This window comes from Kitasatospora sp. NPDC049258 (assembly GCF_040678895.1).
Lineage (GTDB): Bacteria > Actinomycetota > Actinomycetes > Streptomycetales > Streptomycetaceae > Kitasatospora.
Map to the genome: position 1 here is coordinate 104,638 of NZ_JBFAQT010000009.1, position 19,302 is coordinate 123,939.

General features: G+C 73.7%; 13 protein-coding genes. 4 read left to right on the forward strand and 9 right to left on the reverse strand.

From position 1 onward, the window contains the following. Both AB0K43_RS10715 and AB0K43_RS10720 read right to left on the reverse strand, forming a co-directional pair. A partial coding sequence (locus AB0K43_RS10715; RefSeq protein WP_363638052.1) for a hypothetical protein occupies positions 1-409 on the reverse strand: 409 nt, incomplete at its 3' end. A 110-nt stretch (positions 410-519) separates the two neighbouring features. Further along, positions 520-2,388 carry a protein kinase gene (locus tag AB0K43_RS10720; protein ID WP_363638054.1) on the reverse strand — a complete coding sequence of 623 codons (1,869 nt, stop codon included), beginning with the start codon at positions 2,386-2,388 and terminating at the stop codon, positions 520-522. A gap of 231 nt (positions 2,389-2,619) precedes the next feature. On the opposite strand from AB0K43_RS10720, the gene AB0K43_RS10725 reads away from it, so the two are divergent. From AB0K43_RS10725 to AB0K43_RS10735, 3 genes are all read left to right on the forward strand, one after another. After that, a complete protein-coding gene (locus AB0K43_RS10725; protein WP_363638056.1) occupies positions 2,620-2,988 on the forward strand; it encodes a hypothetical protein in 369 nt (122 codons plus the stop codon). Beyond that, the gene (locus tag AB0K43_RS10730) at positions 2,985-3,296 is read left to right on the forward strand and encodes a transcriptional regulator (RefSeq protein WP_363638058.1); all 312 of its coding nucleotides are present in this window, start codon (positions 2,985-2,987) and stop codon (positions 3,294-3,296) included. The genes AB0K43_RS10725 and AB0K43_RS10730 overlap by 4 nt, the downstream gene beginning before the upstream one ends. Positions 3,297-3,400: 104 nt before the next feature. Beyond that, complete coding sequence (locus AB0K43_RS10735; protein ID WP_363638060.1) at positions 3,401-6,289, forward strand: AAA family ATPase; 2,889 nt, start codon at positions 3,401-3,403, stop codon at positions 6,287-6,289. Positions 6,290-6,314: 25 nt separating this feature from the next. Here AB0K43_RS10735 and AB0K43_RS10740 read toward each other — a convergent pair whose 3' ends face one another. The 6 genes from AB0K43_RS10740 to lanL all read right to left on the reverse strand — a co-directional run bounded on the left by AB0K43_RS10740 (position 6,315) and on the right by lanL (position 14,697). After that, on the reverse strand, positions 6,315-8,105 hold the full coding sequence (locus AB0K43_RS10740; RefSeq protein ID WP_363638062.1) for an ABC transporter ATP-binding protein: 1,791 nt from the start codon (positions 8,103-8,105) through the stop codon (positions 6,315-6,317). Continuing rightward, positions 8,087-9,811 carry an ABC transporter ATP-binding protein gene (locus tag AB0K43_RS10745; RefSeq protein ID WP_363638064.1) on the reverse strand — a complete coding sequence of 575 codons (1,725 nt, stop codon included), beginning with the start codon at positions 9,809-9,811 and terminating at the stop codon, positions 8,087-8,089. The genes AB0K43_RS10740 and AB0K43_RS10745 overlap by 19 nt, the downstream gene beginning before the upstream one ends. Before the next feature lie 66 nt (positions 9,812-9,877). After that, positions 9,878-9,991 carry an ALQxL family class IV lanthipeptide gene (locus tag AB0K43_RS10750; protein WP_363638066.1) on the reverse strand — a complete coding sequence of 38 codons (114 nt, stop codon included), beginning with the start codon at positions 9,989-9,991 and terminating at the stop codon, positions 9,878-9,880. Between the two features lie 55 nt (positions 9,992-10,046). Then, positions 10,047-10,172: an ALQxL family class IV lanthipeptide gene (locus AB0K43_RS10755; protein ID WP_363638068.1), complete on the reverse strand. Its 126-nt coding sequence runs from the start codon at positions 10,170-10,172 to the stop codon at positions 10,047-10,049. Positions 10,173-10,177: 5 nt separating this feature from the next. After that, the gene (locus tag AB0K43_RS10760; protein WP_363638070.1) at positions 10,178-12,016 is read right to left on the reverse strand and encodes a prolyl oligopeptidase family serine peptidase; all 1,839 of its coding nucleotides are present in this window, start codon (positions 12,014-12,016) and stop codon (positions 10,178-10,180) included. Continuing rightward, positions 12,010-14,697, reverse strand: coding sequence for a class IV lanthionine synthetase LanL (gene lanL / locus AB0K43_RS10765; protein ID WP_363638072.1), 2,688 nt, complete (start codon positions 14,695-14,697; stop codon positions 12,010-12,012). The genes AB0K43_RS10760 and lanL overlap by 7 nt, the downstream gene beginning before the upstream one ends. Before the next feature lie 384 nt (positions 14,698-15,081). Here lanL and AB0K43_RS10770 point away from each other — a divergent pair, with 384 nt between their 5' ends. Beyond that, positions 15,082-16,884, forward strand: a complete 1,803-nt coding sequence (locus tag AB0K43_RS10770) for a WD40 repeat domain-containing protein (protein ID WP_363638074.1) — start codon at positions 15,082-15,084, stop codon at positions 16,882-16,884. Positions 16,885-16,980: 96 nt separating this feature from the next. Here the strand turns inward: AB0K43_RS10770 and AB0K43_RS10775 are convergent, their stop codons facing one another. After that, positions 16,981-19,200 carry a WD40 repeat domain-containing protein gene (locus AB0K43_RS10775; protein ID WP_363638076.1) on the reverse strand — a complete coding sequence of 740 codons (2,220 nt, stop codon included), beginning with the start codon at positions 19,198-19,200 and terminating at the stop codon, positions 16,981-16,983. Between the last annotated feature and the right edge of the window lie 102 nt (positions 19,201-19,302).

The following is a 19,302-nucleotide window of genomic DNA, read 5'->3' on the forward strand; positions in this document are numbered from 1 at the left end:
CGACCACCGCCGTCGCCACGGCGCCCACCCACAGCGCGTGCCTGCTGAGGCGGTGTCGGAAACGATGGTCGGGGGCCCCGGTGGCCCAGTCCACGTACCAGCGTGCGGCGGATCCGCCGGGTTCGCCCTCCAACAACACCGCGGTGATCCGCTCGGACAGGCCCCGATCGCCGAATCTCGCCGCATCCAGAGCCAGCAACTGCCTGCGGGCAGCGCCGGAGTGCCGGTGGAGGTGGGCCGAGGCGCGGTACACCGCCGCCGCCAGCTGTTCCTCGGGGCCGCGGGCGCTGTCCAGGAGTGCCAGGACCTCCGCCGGATCCGCGTGGACCAGGAAGTGCGGGTCGGTCAACCGTCGCTCGTGGTGACCGGGTTCGGTCCGGGCGCGCCCGGTCTGCGGGATGTCGGACATCGCAGCCGATCTCGATTCTCTCGATGGTTCGCCGGCTCTCCGGCAGGTGGTGTCCGTGTGGTGTCCGAGCCGGCGGCGGACAGGCGGTGACGGTGCCGAACGTTGCGGGATCAGGGCCGGCCCGAGGAGATCCAGATCGTGACGGTGCTGCCCGGTTCGCTGGCGATGAGGCTGCCCGGTTCCTGCTTCACGACCTTGCCGGGACTCGACAGCTGGTCGGGGGCGCTGCGTTCGTCCAGGTGCAGTCCGGCGATGTCCGCGCAGGTACGGGCCTCGGCGGCGGTCATGAACAGGAGGCTCGGCACTCTGGGCCGGTCACTGGCCGTGTCGTCGTCGCAGCTCGCGACGGTGCCGACGGCCCGGGGATCACCTCCGGACGAGATCCACACCTTGACGGTGCCGTCCGACGTCGGTTCGTCCATCGGCGAGGGCTGCTGCTTCGACACCTGGCCGGCGGCCGTGTGCTTGTCACGGACGGGGCCGGCCTGCTGCAGCGTCAGGTGCGCGATCTCCGCACAGACCTGGGCCTTGGCGGCCGTCATGCCCACGAGCGAGGGCGGCCGCACCTTCCCGTGGACGTCCTCCACCTCGCAGGCCGCGAGGTCCCCCACCGCACGGGGATCACCGCCCGCCGATATCCAGATCCGCACCGTACTGCCGGCCTTCACCGACTCGTACGACTCCGGCTCCTGCCTGACCACCGTGTCCTTGTCGGACTTGCGGCCGGGGGTCGAGTTCTCCTCGAGTTTCACCCCGGCGATCTCGGCGCAACTCCTCGCCTCCGCCGGCGACTTGTCCGTGAAGCTGGGGACGGTGCTCATGCCGCGGGCGGCGGGGCGGCAGCCCTGGAGGGCGCCGGTGGCGCGTGGGTCCGCAGGGCCGGCCGCCACGTCCGGCGAGAGCGCCTTGAGCTCGTTCGGCGCGATGAACAGGGCCCAGACGACAGCGAACACGGTCGCCGGGGCGGCGGCGCCCCAGAACACGGCGAGCCGCACCCGTCGCCAGCGGGCGGTGATCGCGTCGATGTCCGGGAGTTGGGTGGCCCGGGCCCACCCGTCGGCGGGGGCGGGCTGCGGAGCCAGGTGCCTGGTGGGCTCCTGGCCCGCCGCGATCCGGCGGATGTCGTCCGCCATCGCCTCGGCGGTGGGGTGCCGGCGGGCCGGGTCCTTCTCCAGCGCCCGGGCCACGACGGTGTCGACGGCCGGGCCGAGCGACGGGTCGAGTGCGGACGGCACCGGTGGGGCCTGCTGGACGTGCTGGTAGAGCACGCTCATCGAGGTGTCGCCGGTGAACGGCGGCGCCCCGGTGACCAGTTCGAAGAGCATGCAGCCGACCGAGTAGAGGTCCGACCGGGCGTCGACGGGCTTGCCCATCGCCTGCTCGGGCGACAGGTACTGCGGGGTGCCGAGCACCGTGCCGGTCCGGGTGATCGAGCCGAGGCCCGACTGCACGGCCTGGGCGATGCCGAAGTCCATGACCTTGACCGTGCCGTCCTGCGCCACCATCACATTGGCCGGCTTGACGTCCCGGTGGACCAGGCCCTGCTGGTGGCTGTAGGCGAGCGCGTCCAGGACGCGGGCCGTCAGGTCCAGCGCCCGGTGCAGGTCCATCGCGCCACCGCCGCCGGCCCGGATCAGGTCGGGCAGCGCGCGGCCGTCCACGTACTCCATGACGATGTACTGCACGACCTCGCCCTCGACCACGTCCTCACCGCTGTCGTGGACCGCCACGATGTTGGGGTGGTTGAGCGTGGCGACCGCACGGGCCTCACGGCGGAAGCGCTCGCGGGCGGCCGGGTCGCGCGCCAGGTCCGGATGCAGCGTCTTCACCGCGACCGTGCGGCCCAGCACCGAGTCGTGCGCACGGTGGACGGAGGCCATGCCTCCGCTGCCGAGGGGATCCTGGAGCAGGTATCGCCCCTGCCCGACGGTGCGGGGCGCTGACCCTGCCCGCAGTCGCTCGGTCCTGTCGGTGTCCATCGCCTTCGCCTCTCCATCACATCGCGCGCCACCGTGCACCGTCGGAACCCGGCATCCCGATCGCCCTCGAGGAGCCGCTTCTGACGCATGATCATGGACGGTCGGCCTGCCGGGGCCGGTCGGCCAGCCGAGCATACAGTATCGAATTGACAACTAGTTTCCATCTTGGAAACTAGTTGCTACGGTGCATCACACACACTCCGACGACGCACCGAAAGAGGTACGGACCTCATGACAGACGGCTTCGAGCCCACCGAGTCCGCCGCGCCGCCGTTCGGCAGGCGCCTCCTGCTGGCGACCGGCTCGCTCACCGCACTGTCCACCCTGCTCACCGGCCTGGCCGTGCAACGGGCGCACCTGCCCGCGTGGGTGTGGTTCGTGCCCTACTCGGCGTTCACCCTGCTGCTCCGGGCGTGGGCCCTGCGCCAACCGGTCCGCTCCCGACCGTCCAGGCTCCTGGTGTCCGCCTTGGTCGTCGGGCAGGCGGCCCTGTTCGGGCTGGCCGCCGCGGCCCGTCCGGGGCACTGGTGGATCTGGGTGACGGCCGCTCTCGCGCAGTTCGCGGTGTACGCCATCGGCGCCTGGAAGACCTCCGGGTGACCGAGGAGCACCCTCGCCATCGGCTGGACGGCGTCGTCCACTCTCCGGTCAGGCTGTCCGTCATGGCCTGCCTGGCCAAGGTCGACAGGGCGGAGTTCCGTTTCGTCCGGGAAGCCCTGGTCGTCCGGGCGGCGACCCTGTCCAAGCAGGTGGCGCTGCTGGAGGCGGTCGGCTTCGTGGAAGTCACCAAGGGACATGTCGGGAAGCAGCCGCGCACCTGGCTGTCGCTGACCGCGGCCGGACATGCCGCGCTGAGTCGGTACTTGACCGTGCTGCGGGCCATCGTCGATGGCGCGCAGGGGCCATGACGGGTCGTCGGCGCTGCGAGCCGAGGGCAGCGGCACCGTCCGGGGCGGCCAGGTCCGGGGCGCTCGCCGCAGCACCCTCAGGAACAGAGACGGAGACACACATCATGCTGAGCAGGAGCGAGGAGCTGGCGCTCTGCCGGAAGGCGCTGGAACGGACGTCCGAGGGGACGGGCCAGGTCCTGGCGATAGCCGGGGATCCCGGCATCGGCAAGACCTGGCTGCTGGCCGAGACCGCCAGAGCAGCCCGTGGCCAGGGCCTACGGGTCATCGGCTCCCGCGCGAACGCCGCGGCCCGCTCGGTGCAGTTCGGGCTCCTGGCCGAGGCCCTGGACGCCTTGGCCGACCCCGCCGGACCACCCTGGCGCCCGGACTCGGAGCGGGTGGTGCCCGGTTCCGGCACACCCGCCCCGGGAAGTGGGACGGAGAAGGCAGCCGGGGCGCCGGTCGGGCCGGCGGTGGCGGCGTACGACCGCCGCGACCTGCACCGCTCCGTCAGGACGCTGCTGGAGGGTCCGGTGACCCGGCCGGGGCTGGCCCTCCTCCTCGACGACGTCCATGCCGCGGACGACACCTCGCTCGACCTGCTGACCCAACTGGTGCACCGCCCTCCGCACGCACCGCTGCTGCTCGTCCTGGCCTACCGCCCGCGCCAGGTCTGCCGTCGGCTGGCCGCCGCGCTGGACACCGCCCGCACCGCCGGCGGCGAACCCTACGTCACCCGGCTGCAGTTGGGCGCGCTGAGCCCGGGCCAGACGGCCCGGCTCATCGGCGACGCCGTGAGCGCGCAGCGACGCGAACGGCTCGCCAGGGACAGCGGCAACAACCCCTTCTACCTCGGGGCACTGTCCGCGATGTCGGACGCCGACCTCGCCGCGATGGCAGCGGCGCCGGCGCTGATCGACGCGGGGGCGATCCCGCACGGCGTCCGTGCCTCCCTGCTGGCCGAACTCGACGTGCTGTCCGAGCCGGAGCGGCTGGTCGCCGCCGCAGCCGCAGTCACCGGCACCGTCGCCGGCACCGGTGTGCTGGCCCACGTCACGGGCCTGCCGGAACCCTCGGTGGCGGCCGCGCTCGACGTACTGGTCTCCTTCGATCTGCTGCGTCCCGAGGCCGGGACCCTGCGCTTCCGCCACCCGCTGCTGGCCGGATCGGTCTACCACTCGACCGGCCACGCCTGGCGGCAGGCCTCGCACCGGCGAGCCGCCGAGCACCTGGAACAGGACGGCGTGCCCTGCTCCCTGCGCGCCCTGCATCTCGCCTGCTCGGCACAGCATGGCGACCGCGCCGCCGCCGAGGTGCTCGTTCGCGCGGCCCGGGCCGAGGACCCTCCCTCGTCCGAGCTCACCGTCCACTTCCTGCGGGCAGCCCTGCGGCTGGTGCCCGACGGCACGGAGGCCACCGGGGACCTCCGGTTCGAACTGGCTCGTGCGCTCGGCAGAGCCGGGAGGCTCGCGGAGAGCCGAGAACTGCTCCAGCCACTGCTCGCCCGGCGCGGCTCGCTGTCGTCGGAGTTCCGGACCGGTCTGGTCGAGTTCAGTGCGACCGTGGGCCGGCTGCTGGGCCGGCTGCAGGAGGCGGCAGCCCTGGTGGAGTCGGAGCTGGAATGCTTCGACGACATCGACGCGCCGGCCGCCGTTCCGCTCCGGATCGAACTCGCCTGCATCGAGCTGGTCCGCGGGCGCGGCCCGCAGATCACGCCGAGCCTCGCCGGCATCCGACGACGCGCGCGGGAGTGCGGCGACACCGCTGTGGAGATCAGGGCCTCGGCCGCGTTGGGGCTCGGGGCCGTCCTCTCGGGGGACACCGCCGCGGCACTCCAACTGTGCGACCGTGTCTGCTGGCTGGCCGACAGTCTGCCCGACGGGCGACTCACGGACCTCCTCGACGCCGTGATCCAGCTGTCGTGCACGGAGCTCTTTCTGGACCGGTACCCGGACGCCGTGCGGCATCTGGGCCGCGGCCTGCACATCGCGCGGCGTGCCGGACGGGCCCACCTGCTGCCGTCCCTGCACCTCGCCGCCTGCCAGGCCAACTCCCGCCTCGGCCGCCTCGATCTGGCCCTCTCGCACGGACGGCATGCCGAGGAGCACGCCGCGCTGGTCGGGGACCGCACGGCCGCACGCGTGGCGCTGGCCCTGCGTGCGCTCCCGGTGCTGCACCGGGAAGGTCCGCCGGCGGCGGAACGGCTCGCCGAACGGGCCCTGGCGGACACCGCCGTACCACCGTCCTGGTGGCGGGGGGTCGCCCTCGGGACACTGGCCGAGGCACGTCTGCGCCGCGGCGACCCTGAGGGCTGTCTGGACGTGCTGGCGGGCGGCGGCGCCGAGGACGTGCTCGAAACGGTTGACGCGGCGGCCCGGCCGCGCGGGTTGCTGCTGCTCACCGAGGCCGAGATCGCCAGGGACGAGCCGGCGCGGGCCGCCGTCCTGGCCGACCGGGCCCGCGACGCCGCAGCCCTGCTCGGCCTCCCGTCGGCGCTCTCCCAGGCACACCAGGCACGGGCGGCGGTCCTGCTGGCGACCGGCGAGCCGGACGCCGCCGTGGCCGCGTGCGAGGAGGCCGTGGGAATCTCCGTGGCAGCCGGCTCGGGCCTTGACGAGGCGCAGGCCCGCCGGCGCGCGGCGCTGGCCCTGTCCCGGTGCGGGCAGATCCGTCGCGCCTACGAAGAACTCGGCATCGCCAAGAACCTGCTGCGGAGTCAGGGCGCCACCTGGTCGGTGGCCGCCGTCACCCAGGAGCAGCGGTGTCTGGGTTCCCGGCAGCCCCGGCCGGCGGGACGCGGCCGTAGGACGGGCAGCGCGTTCGACCTGCTCTCGGCGCGGGAGCGGCAGATAGTCGAGCTGGTGGGGGAAGGCATGACGAACCGGCAGATCGGCGAGCAGCTGTACCTCAGCCCGCGCACGGTCGAGTCGCACCTCACGCGGGTCTTCGCCAAGTTCGGCGTTTCCACCCGGGTCGGGCTGGTGGGACGCCTGGGGCACGGTCCGCGGTAGCCGGACGGTCGACCCTGCGCGACCATCAGTCCTCCCCTGGGCCCGTGGTCGGCGTACCGTTCCAGTGTCCGACGAGATCGGCGTAGTGCGGCGAGGCCACGAGCAGTTCCGCGTGGGTCCCGGCCATGGTGCGGTCACCGTCCATGAGCAGGATCCGGTCGGCGCGCAGGGCCGAGCTGATCCGGTGGGCGACGACGACCACGGTGCCGCCCCGCTGCGCGAAGGCCGCTTCCGCCCGGTCCTCGGCGCTCGGGTCGAGGTGGCAGGTCGCCTCGTCCAGGAGGATCACCCGGGCGGTGCAGACGTGGGCCCGGACCAGAGCGACGAGTTGCCGCTCCCCCGCCGACAGCGGGTGGCCGCCGGCGCCGACCCGGGCGTCCAGCCCACCGAGCCGATCGATCAGTGCAGCCATGCCGACGATCGCGGCCGAACGGACGAGTTCGCCGTCGGAGGCGTCCGGCCGCAGCTGGCGGAGGTTCTCCCGCAGCGTGCCGGAGAAGACGTAGCCCTCCTGCGGGAGGAGCCGGACACTCTCCCGAAGTGCGTCCGGGTCGAGTTCGCGCAGGGGAACGGTGTCGAGCCGGATCTCCCCGCGGTCGGCCACCGCCAGGCCGGCGAGCAGTTCGACCAGGGTGGACTTGCCGATTCCGCTGGCACCGACGACTGCCAGCCGGGTTCCTTCCGGTATGTCGAGGGTGAGCGCCCGGATCACCGGCTCGGCGTGCGGGCCGTACGCGAACGTCACCGAGTCGACCGTCAGCCCGTGGCCGAGGGGGCGGCGGCCGTGCGGTGCGGGGGCGGGCCGGTCGACGGCGGTGGTGGCGCCGGCGGGGCCCGGGGGCTCGGCGAGCATGCCGGCCCGGGCCAATCGGTCCAGCACGGCGGCGAGTTCGACGCCCCAGGAGCCGAGCACCTCCACCATCGACCGGAGCGCGGGATCGACGGTGGTCAGCAGATAGGTCACCGCGCCGACCAGTGCGCCGGTCGTCAGCCCGTGGCCGGCCGACAGGCCCGGGGCCGCCACCAGCACGGCCAGCGCCGGGAGCTTCCCACCCCCCGAGACGATCAGCCCGATGAGCGCGTTGGTGGCCGCGATGCGCCGGGCCGCGGACTCCGCGTCGGCGATCAGGACGTCGAGCTGCCGGTACGCGCGCTCCCGTGCTCCGCAGGCGAGCACGTCCCGGAGGCCGGCCAGGAGGTCGCCGGCCTCCCCGGCGAGCGCCTCCTCGGCTGTCACCAGGACCTGTTGACGTCTGCCCAGGGTTCTCAGCAGTGGTACGCAGCCGGCCAGCGCGAGCACGATCGGTACCGCGCCGAGGAGCGCGAGCACCGGGGCCAGCGCCGCCAGCCCCACCAGTGCCATCACCAGCGACAGTCCGAGTTGCCGGGCCGAGCGCAGCAACGCGGCGGCCAGCGAGCGTACGGTCTCGACCTGCCGGGTGAGCCGGGCCACGCCGGCGCCGTCCGGCCGTGCGGTGTCCGCGACGGCCCGGCGGAGGGTCTCGGTGACCACCGAGGTCACGAGGGCGTCCCGCAGCGGCTCGACGATCGCCCCGAGTCCGGGAATCAGCCCGCGGGTCACCACCGCTCGCAGGACCATGACGGCGCCCAGGGCGCCCAGCCAGGCCAGCCCGACGAGCAGCCGGCCCGCCAGGAAGCCCTGGTCGAGGGCGCGCGCCAGCAGAACGCCGGAGAGCAGGACGGGCAGCGATTCGAGTGCCGAGAGGGCCAGTACGACGGCGACCGACCGGCGGTGGGCCCGCAGGAACCCCCGCGCCATCCGCACTGCGGGGTGGGTCAGGGCAGCTGCGGGCACGGGTCCTCCGTCCGGACGCCGAACAGCGCACGGTAGTCCTGGTCCTGCCAGAGGCGGGCGTGCGGTGCCACTGCTCTGATCCGCCCGTCCACCAGCCAGGCCACCCGGTCGGCTCCGGCGGCCGTCGAGGCGCGGTGGGCGACCACGATCCTGGTGCGGTCGGCGAAGGCGGTCGCGAGCGCCTCGCCGACCTCGGCCTCGGTCGCGGTGTCGAGGCTGGAGGTGGCATCGTCGAGCACGACCACTCGGGCGTCCTGGGCGAACGCCCTTGCCAGGCCGAGCCGCTGGGTCTCGCCGCCGGACAGCGGCGCCCGAGCCGGTTCGGTGTCGTAGCCGTCCGGCAGCCGCCGGACGAACTCGTGCGCGCGGGCGGCACGGGCGGCCCGCTCGATCACCGCCTCGCCTGCGCCGGGCCGGCCGAGGCCGATGGTGCCACGGATCGTGCGGCCGAGCAGCGCGGGCCGCTCGAACGCGTACGCGACGCAGCGGGCGAGCTGCTCGTCGCCGAGTTCACCGACGGGCACACCGTCGAGCAGCACCTCTCCGGTGTCGGGGTCGTGGAGGCGTCCGATCAGTGCGGCGAGATTGCTCTTGCCGTGTCCCGAGCGGCCGACCACGGCCAAGGACGTTCCCGCCGGGACGGACAGGTCGATCCGGTCGAGCACCGTACGTCCCTCGATGCTCGTCGTGACGCCGCGCAGGACGACGGCGCAACCTACCGGGGAACCGCTCAGGACGCGCTCGCCCCGGGTGGGTACGGGCTGCCCGAGGACCTCGGCCGTGCGGCGGGCCGCGGCCGCGGCCCCGGCCAGGCCGAGGATCGCGTCGACCTGGCGGAACAGGCCGAGTGCGAGCGCGGTGTAGCCACCCGCCGCGAGCAGTTGGCCCGGGGAGATCCGGCCGACGATCACCCCGTGCCCGGTCACGGCGAGCACGAGGATCTCGATCGCCGGCAGCAGCAGGCCCAGCTGCCATGCCGTGGAGCGTTGCAGATGCCAGATCTGCGCGCCGGCCCGGCTGAGCGCGGCCAGCGGGGCCAGGACCCGGTCCCGCTCCACCGCCTCGGTGCCGCCGGCCCGGATGCTCCGCACCCCGGCGAGCGCGTCCACCAGCCGGGCAGCGATGTCCGCCTGGATCTCCTGGTAGCGGGAGAAGGCCGCGGAGGTCCGCCGGAAGAAGAGCCGCACCGTCAGGTGCACGAGCGGCACGCCGAGCAGGAACGCCGCTGCCGGCCGCCAGTCGATGAGCCAGAGCGCGACGACGCCGGCCGCCGCGGTGGCCACCGAGACGAGGGTGTCGAGCACCGCGATGCCCGCGTAGCCGGCCTCCTCGCAGCTGCCGACCAGGCGGCCGGTGGCATCCGGCGCGCTGTACCGTCGCTGTCCGGCGAGTCCGGCGTCCAGTACCCGTCGGACCACACCGCGGCGCAGCCACCCCACGGCAGCGGCCCCGCCGGCGGTACCGGCCAGCGTCCCGAGGGCGGCGGCGGACGCGGACACCGCGAGGACGAGCGCGAGGACGGCCAACCGGCCGCTCTGGGAACGGTGCGCCAGAAGGCCGTCCAGGAGATCGGCCAGAAGTCGGGGGATCGCCAGGCTGCTCGCGCCGCCGACGACGGACGCCAGCGCGGCGGCGGTGAAGCACGCCGGGCTGTGGAGCGTGGCTGCTGCCAGCAGGCGGGTGGCGGGGGTGATCGGCGCAGTCATTCGTTCTTCCGTGGGGCCGGCGGGCACGGGTGGCCGGAGGGTGTCCGGCCACCCGCGGTGGGTGGATCAGAAGGTGGTCCGGTAGTGCGTGATGCTGCAGGTGTCCTCGCACGTGCGCAGCATCGGACCGGTCTGCTCCTCGCCCTCCAGCTCCTGCAGGGCCTCGACGTCGATCGTCATGTCAATCACCTCCTCTCCTTCGGTTCCTTCGGCCCTGACCCGCTCGGGGAGCGGCTCAGTTGTCGGTCATGTGGCAGGTCGCGGAGCCGGTGCTCCGCGGACCGCAGGTCACCGCGCAGATGCGCAGCGCCGTCGGCTCCTCGCCCTCCAGCTCCTGCAGGGCCTCGACGTCGATCGTCATGTCAATCACCTCCCTCCGCCTTGGTGCGCGCGGCGCCGGTCGATCGGGCGCCGCACGGCCGGCCTCGGCGCGGTGTGGGGGTGGCCGGCCGTGGGTTCTGGGTGGGAAGGTCGGGCGAGGAAGTCGATCAGCAGCCGGGACGCCTCGGCGCCGGCGGGATCGTCCAGTGCGGAGTGGCCCGCGCCCGGCACTTCCAGGTAGGTGAGGTCGGTCTTCTCGCAGTGCCCGGCGTCCAGCAACCGGCGCCGCAGCTGCCGCGCCTGGTCGACCGGGACGATCCGGTCGTCCGCTCCGTGGACCACCAGCAGCCGGGCCCGGATCCGCGGCGCCAGGGTCCAGAGGTCGCGCGGGCCGGTCGCGTCGGCGAGGTCCGTGCGCCCGCCGAGCCGGTCGATGAGCGCCCGGACCGCGGGGGACGCCTGGGGGTACAGCCGGGCTGCCGACAGGAACGGTGCGACGACGGCGCACCGCGACCACAGCTGCGGATCGGCGGCGGCGGCGAGCAGCGCCAGGTACGCGCCGTAACTGGTGCCGTACGCCAGAAGGCCGCCCGGGGCTCCGGGTCGTCCCGCGGTCAGCGTCGCGGCGAGGCTTCGGATGTCCGCGAGGTCCGGTCCGCCCCAGGCGCCGTGGATCGCTGCGGAATGGGCCGCGCCGTAGCCGGTGCTCCCTCGTTGGTTCGGCGCGACGACGGCGACCCCGAGGGCGGCCAGCTGTTGCAGGACGGGGTCGAAGCCGAGATCCCACGCGGCTTCGGGGCCGCCGTGGAGCGCCACGGCGACGGCCCGGCCGGTCCGCCAGTCCCCCTGGCAGACCGCGTCGAACTCTCCTCCTGGGCCGTCGAAGCGCTCCACCCGGCAATGCCGGGCCCGGCGCCGCCCGGCCCGGGAGGTCAGCTCGGTGGCGTCCGGCGAGAGGACCGCCACCTCGGGCGGGTGCTCCCGGGTGGAGCAGGGCACCAGCAGGCCGGCGCGGCCCCAGCCGGCCACCGGGTGGATCGCCCCCTCCTCCAGGGGCGCTGTCGCCAGGGTGTCCGTGTCCAGGTCGTGGATCAGCAGCCGGGATCGGGCGCCGTTGACGGCCCGGAGCGCGACCCGCCGGCCCGCAGGGTCGAGTGCGAGTGGGAGGACGGTGCCGTTGACGGAGTTGAGCCGGTCGGGGAAGCAGACGGAGTCGGCGCGATCGACCGTCGTCCAGCCGAGGCGAGGGCCGCGCGGTGTCCTCGCGACCACCAGCAGCAGACCGGACCGCGGAGCGGCGAGGAGCAGCGCCTGGGCCGGGCCGGCCGAGTCGAAGAGCTGACGGTGGGCACCGCCGGCGAGGTCGACCACGACGGTCCGGACGTCGCCGCCCGAGCGAAGTCCGGCGGCCAGCAGCCGTCCGTCCGGATCGAGCCAGCAGGTGCGTCCGACCTGGCCGGGCAGTTCCGCGAGCGGTTCCAACCGCAGCGGCCGCTCGGCGACCCGGTACAGGGTCGAACGGTTCGCACCGTGGGCGCCGACCGCGAGCGCCACCGTGCCCGGTTCGGGGGTCGGCAGCAGGCGCAGCCCTCGTCCCTCGACGACGATGCTCTCGGCCACTCTGCCGGTGGGTGGATCGGCCAGGAGGATCTGTTGCCGTCCGGTCCCGGTGCTGCGCAGGAGGAGCAGCCGTCCGTCCTCGGTGGGCAGCGGCTGGGTCGAGGTCGACTCGGCCAGCGGGAGGACCCGCCGTTCGGGGCTCGGAGCGCCGAAGGACCAGTACTCCGGTAGCAGGCCGCCCTTGCGGCCGGTCGTGAGGCAGACGGCCGCGTCGGCGGCAAGTGTGAAGCGGAAGCTGACCCGCGCGGGGCCGTCGGTCAGCATGCCCGGGCCGCCGGTTCGGCGGGCCGTACCGGGAGTTCCGGCGTCTTGGGCAACCACAGCCGGCCTCCGCCGTGGCGCAGCCTCAGCAGGAGGGCGACTGCGCCCGACATCCCCGTGTTGTAGCCGACGGTCAGGCCGGTCATCGACTCGTCCGGGATGAGCATCAGGCCGTTCTGCAGGGTGTGGCGCAGTTGGGCGCACCGGGCGAGTTCCTCGGCCCGGCGCCGGTGCGTCGGATCGTCGAGGGCGTCGGCGAGGTCCAGCAGGAACTCGGCGTTGCCCGCCAGGCCGTGGCAGGCGGCCGCCGACATCTGCCATCTCGTGCGGTACGCCTCGGTGGCGGCCTTCGATGCGAGTGCGAGGTAGCGCTGATCGGCGGTGGCCTGCCAGAGCCGGACCAGGAAGGTCCCGACGCCGGCCGACCCGCTGCACCAGTAGGGAAGTTGGCGTGCGGTTCCGGTGGGTCCGGCACCGGGGTCGGAGGCCGGCCACCATGCGCCGTCGCCCTCGGTGCGGGCCGTGGTGACCAGGGTGTCGCCGGCCTGTCGGGCGGTGGCCAGGAAGTCGTCGCGGCCGGTGGCGAGTCCGGCCAGGAGCAGGAAGGTGCCGATGCCGGCGACGCCGTGCCCGAATCCGAGGTGGGTCAGTCCCGCCAGTGCGGAGTCGAAGTCGTGCGGGATGGGCCACAGCAGGCCGGTGCGACGCTGTTCGGCAGCGGTCAGCAGGCTCTCGCCGGTCTCGATCACGCGCTCCCGGAAGTCGGGTTCACCGGTCGTGCGCCAGAAGTGCAGCTGTGCCAGGCCAGCGCCGGCCGCACCGTGGCAGATGTCGGGATTGGGCCAGCGCACGGGGATCTGCCGGGCGAGACGCAGCGCGGCGGCTTCCAGCCGGTCGTCGCCCAGGAGTGCGGCGGCGTCCAACAGGGCCCAGGCGGTGCCGGATCTGCCGAAGTAGAGTCCGGGCAGGGTTCGCCCGTCCGGCCCGATCCTGGCGGCGATCCACCGGGCGGCGTCCGCGATCCCGGCGCGGAGCCGGGCATCCTCGCGCACCGCTCCGGCCGCCGTGAGGACCGCCAGGACACCGGCGGCGCCGTACTGCACGTTCAGGGGGTCGCTGAGCGCGCCGAACCCTTCGGCAGGCCACAGGCGTTGCGGGTGATCGGTGGTCATGGTGTGCAGCAGGTGGGCGAGGCCGTCGGCGATGAGCCGCTCCGCGATCTCGCCTGCCAGCGGGCCGGGGGCGCCGTCGGCGGCGGACCGCACGCCGGCGGCGCGCTCGAGAGGTGAATGCCGTGCCGTCGACGCCTCGGTCAGGAACTGCCGTGCGGTTGCCGGGCTCCAGCGCTCGCCGGGGGCGTCGCGGGTCAGGGCGAGCACGAGCGGGGTGAGGATCCGTCCCACCGTGCTGGTCGCGAGAGCCGCCTCCACCAGAGCCGCGATGCGCGCGTCCGGCGGGCGGGTCCGCGGCTGGTCCGCGGCGAACACGAGGTCCGCACCGGTGGCGAGGTGGAAGAGGACCGCCCCGAGGCTGAAGAGGTCGGAGCTCTGGGCGGGAGCGGCGCCGACGGGGTCGGAGGCGACGACCTCGGGCGCCGCGTAGCCGGGTGTGTAGGCGCGCCGCACCCGGTCACCCGGCCGGGCGACCAGCTCCAGATCGATCAGCAGGAGGGTGCCGTCGGGCCTGACCATGATGTTATTGGGGTTGAGGTCCCGCAGCACGTGGCCGGCCCCGTGGACCCGGTCGACCAGCGCCAGGAGCTGCCCGGCCAGATCGACCAGGTCCGCCTCGGCGGGTCCGGGCGTTTCGGCCACCCAGCTCCTGAGTGTCCGGCCCTCGACCTGCTCCTGGGCGAGGTAGTGGTGTCCCCCTTGGGTGAAGACGCCGAGGACCTGCGGGCACACGCCCAACGGAGCCAGGGCGGCCTGCATGGCGGCCTCGTGATGGAGGAGGTGGGTGGCGTCCGTCCCCTCCAGATCTCCTCCGACGTGCCTTCGGGCCTCCTTGATGACCACCCGTCGGCCGGTGCCCTGTTCGGTGCCGAGGTAGACGCCGCCCTTGTAGGCGTGCCGGATCGCCCGTCGCACGACGAACCTGCCGTCGAGCAGGACGGCGGAGGGCTTGCCGTCGTCCTGCGCCCCGGGCAGCGGCAGCGGGTTCTTCGCCCAGTCGGGAGGGCTGAACCGGGCAGGTCGGACGTCCCGTACGAGGCGGCCGTCCGGTGTCTCCAGCATCGACTCGGCGCCACCGTCGTTGCCGAGCCGGCTGACGCCGCTGAACACCCCGTAGCGGTAGTGCACCAGACTGTGCGGCCGGTACGGGCGGTCGGAGAGGACAGCCGGGCCGGGGAGCCCACGAGTGGCGCGGTCCAGCTTCTCGGCGAGCAGCCGGAAGTGATCGTCGTCGTCGGGGTAGACGGTGATGAACTTGCCGCCCGATCCGCGGTCGCACCGGGCCGAGACCAGTTCCGTCACCCGGTCGAGCGTGCCCGCGAACTTGAAGAACGCCTCCGCTGTGACGAGCACCTCGGCGGCCCGGGCGAGCACCACCGCCGCCGACAGGGGCGTGGCGGAAACGTGCAGCTTCCATCCCTGCTGGCGGATCTGCCGGCCTGCGGGCTCGGCCAGGCACCAGAACTCGTCCGCCCTGACCGTCCAGCCACAGGCACCCTGACGGCGGATCACCGCCTCGACGAGATCCGGGAGCAGGGTGGTGGACTCGCCGACGGATCCGCCACGACTCTCGGGCCGGGGCGTCCCGTGGTCACCGGATACGTTCGCCGACTCCGATGGCAGGGACGTCCGGGGTATCGGGTGTGCAGTCACCTGGGGTTCCTCTGTCTCTGGTGCGGTGGTTCACGTGATGGAAGCTAGTTCCCGGAGCCACCGCCCAACATCGGGGTGATTCCGCTTCTCCCCCCCGGGCCGTGACCACCGGGGGGTGCGGCGGCGGGGGCCACCCGACCCCTGGCCGCAGCCGGTTCCGGCGGCAGTCGATCAGGCGGCGATCGATCGGGCAGCGCGGGAACGCGGTGGCCATCGGCCGTGTCGGTGACTAGGGTCCAGGCCATGTTCGACGATGTCCGGCACGGCAACGCAAGCGCTGGTCCCGACCGGGTGGACGCCCTGTTGGGCGACCCGGCTTTTCTTGTGCACGCGGACCCGGACGAGGTTCTGGCGATGCTGGACGGCGCGAGGAGCACGAGCGGGCGACGGGCGGCGGCGGTGTACCGGGCTTCGGCCCATGTGCACCGTGATGCGACCGCGCGTGTGCGTCGGCAGTTGCTCGCCCTGGATGCGGCCCGTTACGGGGACCGGGAGCTCTCCGCTCGGATCACTGCGGTCACGGTGCAGGGCGAGGCCGCGGCGAGGTGGGGAACGGACTGGGCCACCGGCTCGCAGGTCGACCACCGGATCCGGCACACCCTCAGCGGGCATTGCGGCCCGGTGTCGGCGGTGACAACGGCGCTGGTGGACGGCCGCACCCTCGCGCTCACGGGCGGCAGCGACGGCACGGTGCGGGCGTGGGACCTCGCCACGGGACGGCAGTTCCGCGAGCCCCTCACCGGCCACACCGGGCCGGTGGTGGCGGCGGCGATGGTGGCGAACAGCCGTAGCCTGATGGTGACCGCCGGCTGGGACGGCACGGTGCGCGTGTGGGACCTCGCCACGTGGCAACAGGTCCGCGAGCCGCTCACCGGCCACGACGGCGGGGTGAACGCGGTGGCGACCGCAGTTGTGAGAGGTCGCACCCTGATCGTCGGCGCCGGCCGCGATCGCACGGTGCGCGTGTGGGACCTCGCCACCGGTGAGCCTGTCGGTCAGCCCCTCATCGGCCACGACGCGTCGTTGTGTTCGGTGGATGTCGTGGCGCCGGACGGCCGCATCCTGGCGGTCACCGGTGGCCATGACGGCACGGTGAGGAGGTGGGACCTGGCCACGGGTGAGGCCGCCGGCGAACCCCTCATCCGCCACGACGACGGGGTGCACGCGGTGGCCTCGGCGGTGGTTGACGGCCGCGTCCTCACGCTGACCGGTGGCGAGGACGGGACGGTGGGGGTGTGGGACCTGGCCACCGGCGCGCAGATCGGTGCGCCGGCCGACGGACACTCGGGGCGGGTGTGTGCGGTGACGACCGTGGCGGTTGACGGCCGCACCCTGGCGGTGACCGGCGGTGAGGGCCCGACGGTGCGGGTGTGGGACATCGCCACCCGCGAGGAAGCGCGCCGACCCCTTGCCTGCGACTACGGCGGCTGGGTGTACGCGGTGGCGGCGACGGTGGTCGACGGCCGGGTGCTTGCCGTCATCGGGGGCTACGACGGGGGTGTTCGGGTGTGGGACCTCACCGCCGGCGCGGAGGTCGGCGAACCCCTCGCCGGCCACGACGACACCGTGTACGCGGTGGTGACGGTGGTGGTGGACCGTCGAAGTCTGGCTGTCACGTGCAGCCATGACGGCACGGTGCGCTTGTGGGATCTTGCCACCGGACGGCAGGTCGGCCGGTCCCGCAGCGACCAGGACGGCACCGTCACCGTGGTGGTGGACGGCAGCACCCTGGACATCAGCAGCGGCAGGGACCGGAGGGTGCGGGTACGGGACCGCGACACCGGCGAGGAGCACGTCAGCCCGCCCTTCCCGGACCACGCGACGGGTGAGGGGGCGACGGTGGTGGTGGATGGCCGAGTCCTGACCGTCACCGGCGACCCGCACGAGGACGACCGGGGGACGCTGCAGGTATGGGACCTCGGCATCTGCGAGGAGGCCGAGCCGGCTCTGGTGTTCCCCGCGCCGGTGGGTGCGCTGACGGTGACGCCGGACGGCGAGCTGGTGGTGGCCTTCGGCCGGGAGATCGCGGTACTGACCCGGCGATGACGGCCCGGCCGACGAGCGGGACCGACCTCGATCGGCTTCCGCCCGGCGATCCTGTGCGGCGACGGTACCGCCCGGCATGCCTGCCGGGCGGTCCGGTCAGACGTGCCGGCTCAGCACCGCGACATCCCCGAAACCCACCAGCAAGCGGCCGCCCGGCACCACGGCAAGCGCACCTACGGCCAGCGGGAACACCAGGTCCGGTCCGACCTGCTCACGGGTGACCAGATCCCACACCCGCACCGTCAAGCCACTGCCCACGACGGCGAGTGCGCGACCGTCGACCACCGCCGTGGCCACCGCACCCACACTGCCATGGCCGGCGAAAGGCTCGCCGACCTGCTCGCCGGTGGCCAGGTCCCACACCCGAGCCATTCCGTCACCGCCTCCGGTGACGGCCACCGTCCGACCGCCGACCACCACGGTCGCCACCGAGGACATCCCGTTGTGACCGGTGAGAGGCCGGCCGATCGCCTCCCGAGCGAGCACGTCCCACACCCGCACCTCCTGTCCGTAGCCGCCGGTGACGGCCACGGTGCGTCCGTCCACCACCCCTGTCGCCACCGCGTTCACCCAGCCCGTGTGCCCGGTCAGGGGTCGGCCGAGCTGCCGGCCGGTGGCCAAGTCCCACACCCGCACGGTCTTGTCCGCGCTGCCGGTGACGGCCAACGCTCGTCCGTCGACCACCGCCGTCGCCACCGCGTTCACCCAGCCCGTGTGCCCGGTCAGGGGTCGGCCGAGCTGCCGGCCGGTGGCCAAGTCCCACACCCGCACGGTCTTGTCCCTGCTGCCGGTGACGGCCAACGCTCGTCCGTCGACCACCGCCGTCGCCACCGCGCACACCACGTCGGTGTGCCCCATGAGGGGTTCGCCCACCGGCTCACCGGTGTCAAGATCCCGCAGCGATACCGTCGTGTCCCAGCTGCCGATGACAGCCACGGTGCGTCCGTCGACCACCGCTGTCGCCAGCGCCTCCACCGAGCATTCATGGTCGCTGACGGGCGCGCCGGCCTCGTGCCCGGCGGTCAGGTCCCACACCCGCAGCGCCCCGTCCTCGCTGCCGGCGACGGCCAAGGTGCGGCCCTCCACCGTCACCGACCCCACCGCCCATACGCCGCCGCCGTGTCCGACAAGGGGACGGGCGGCCTGTCGCCCCGTGGCGAGGTCCCACACCCGCACCACACCGTCCTCGCCGCCGGTGACGGCCACCGCGCGACCGTGCAAGGTCGCTGTCACCACCGCGAACACCCAGCCGCGATGGCCGATGAGTTCGCCGACCTGCTGCCCGGCAGTCACGTCCCACACCCGGACCGTGCTGTCACGGGCTCCTCCGGTGACGGCCACGAAGCGTCCGTCGACCACTGCCGTTGCCACCGCGGTCACCCGATCCGGGTGCCCGGTGAGGGGTGGGCCGACCTGTCGGCCGGTGGTCAGGTCCCACAGCCGCACGGTCCCGTCGTCGCTGCCGGTGACGGCCACCGCTCGTCCGTCCACCGTCGCCGTTGCCACCGCACACACCGCCCGGTCGTGGCCGGCGAGGGGCTCCCCGAACTGCTCACGGGTGGCCAGGTCCCACACCCGCACCATGGCGTCGTTGTAGCCGCCGGTGACGGCGAGGGTTCGACCGTCGACCACCGTCGTCGTTATCGCACCCGCCCAGCCGTCGTGGCCGGTGAGCGGTTCGCCGACCTGCTGCCCCGTGGCCAGGTCCCACGCCCGCACCCTCCCCTCGTCGCCCAGGCCACTACCGGTGACGGCGAGCGTGCTCCCGTCGACCGTCACCGTCACGACCGCCAGCATCTCGTGCGAGCGAACGGCAAGGGGCTCGCCCACCTGTTGCCCGGCAGCCAGGTCCCATACCCGCGCCGTGCCGTCGCCGAGACCGCCGGCCGTGACGGCCACGGGCCGGCCGTCGACCACGGCTGTCGCCACCGCCTTCACCCAGCCGGTGTGGCCCGTGAGGGCGTGCATGAAGCGGTGATCGACCTGGGAGCCGGTGGCCCAGTCGACCGCCCACCATGCGTCGGCCTGCCCCTCCACCACTACCGCGGTGATCCGTCCGGACAGCTCCCGGTCCTGGTAACGGGCCGCGTCCAGCGCAAGCAACTGCCGTCGAACATCCGCGGTGCTGTCACGATGCAGGTGAGCCGAGGCCCGGTACACCGCGGCCGCCACCTGCGCCCCACGACCTGAGGCCCCGTCCAGCAGCACCGCAGCCTCCCTGGGATCCGCGCTCACCAGGTAATCCGGATCGGTCAACATCGCTTCTGCTGTGACCTCGCCGATGCCACTACCCTGGGACCTCATCTCACCGGACATGACTGATACCTCTCCTCGGTCTGTGTGACGGCCAGCCTGTCTCCTGCGGGCCCGCCGCAGCGGTCGCCCCCGGTGTGCCCCGCCCGTGCTCAAGGGTCGCCC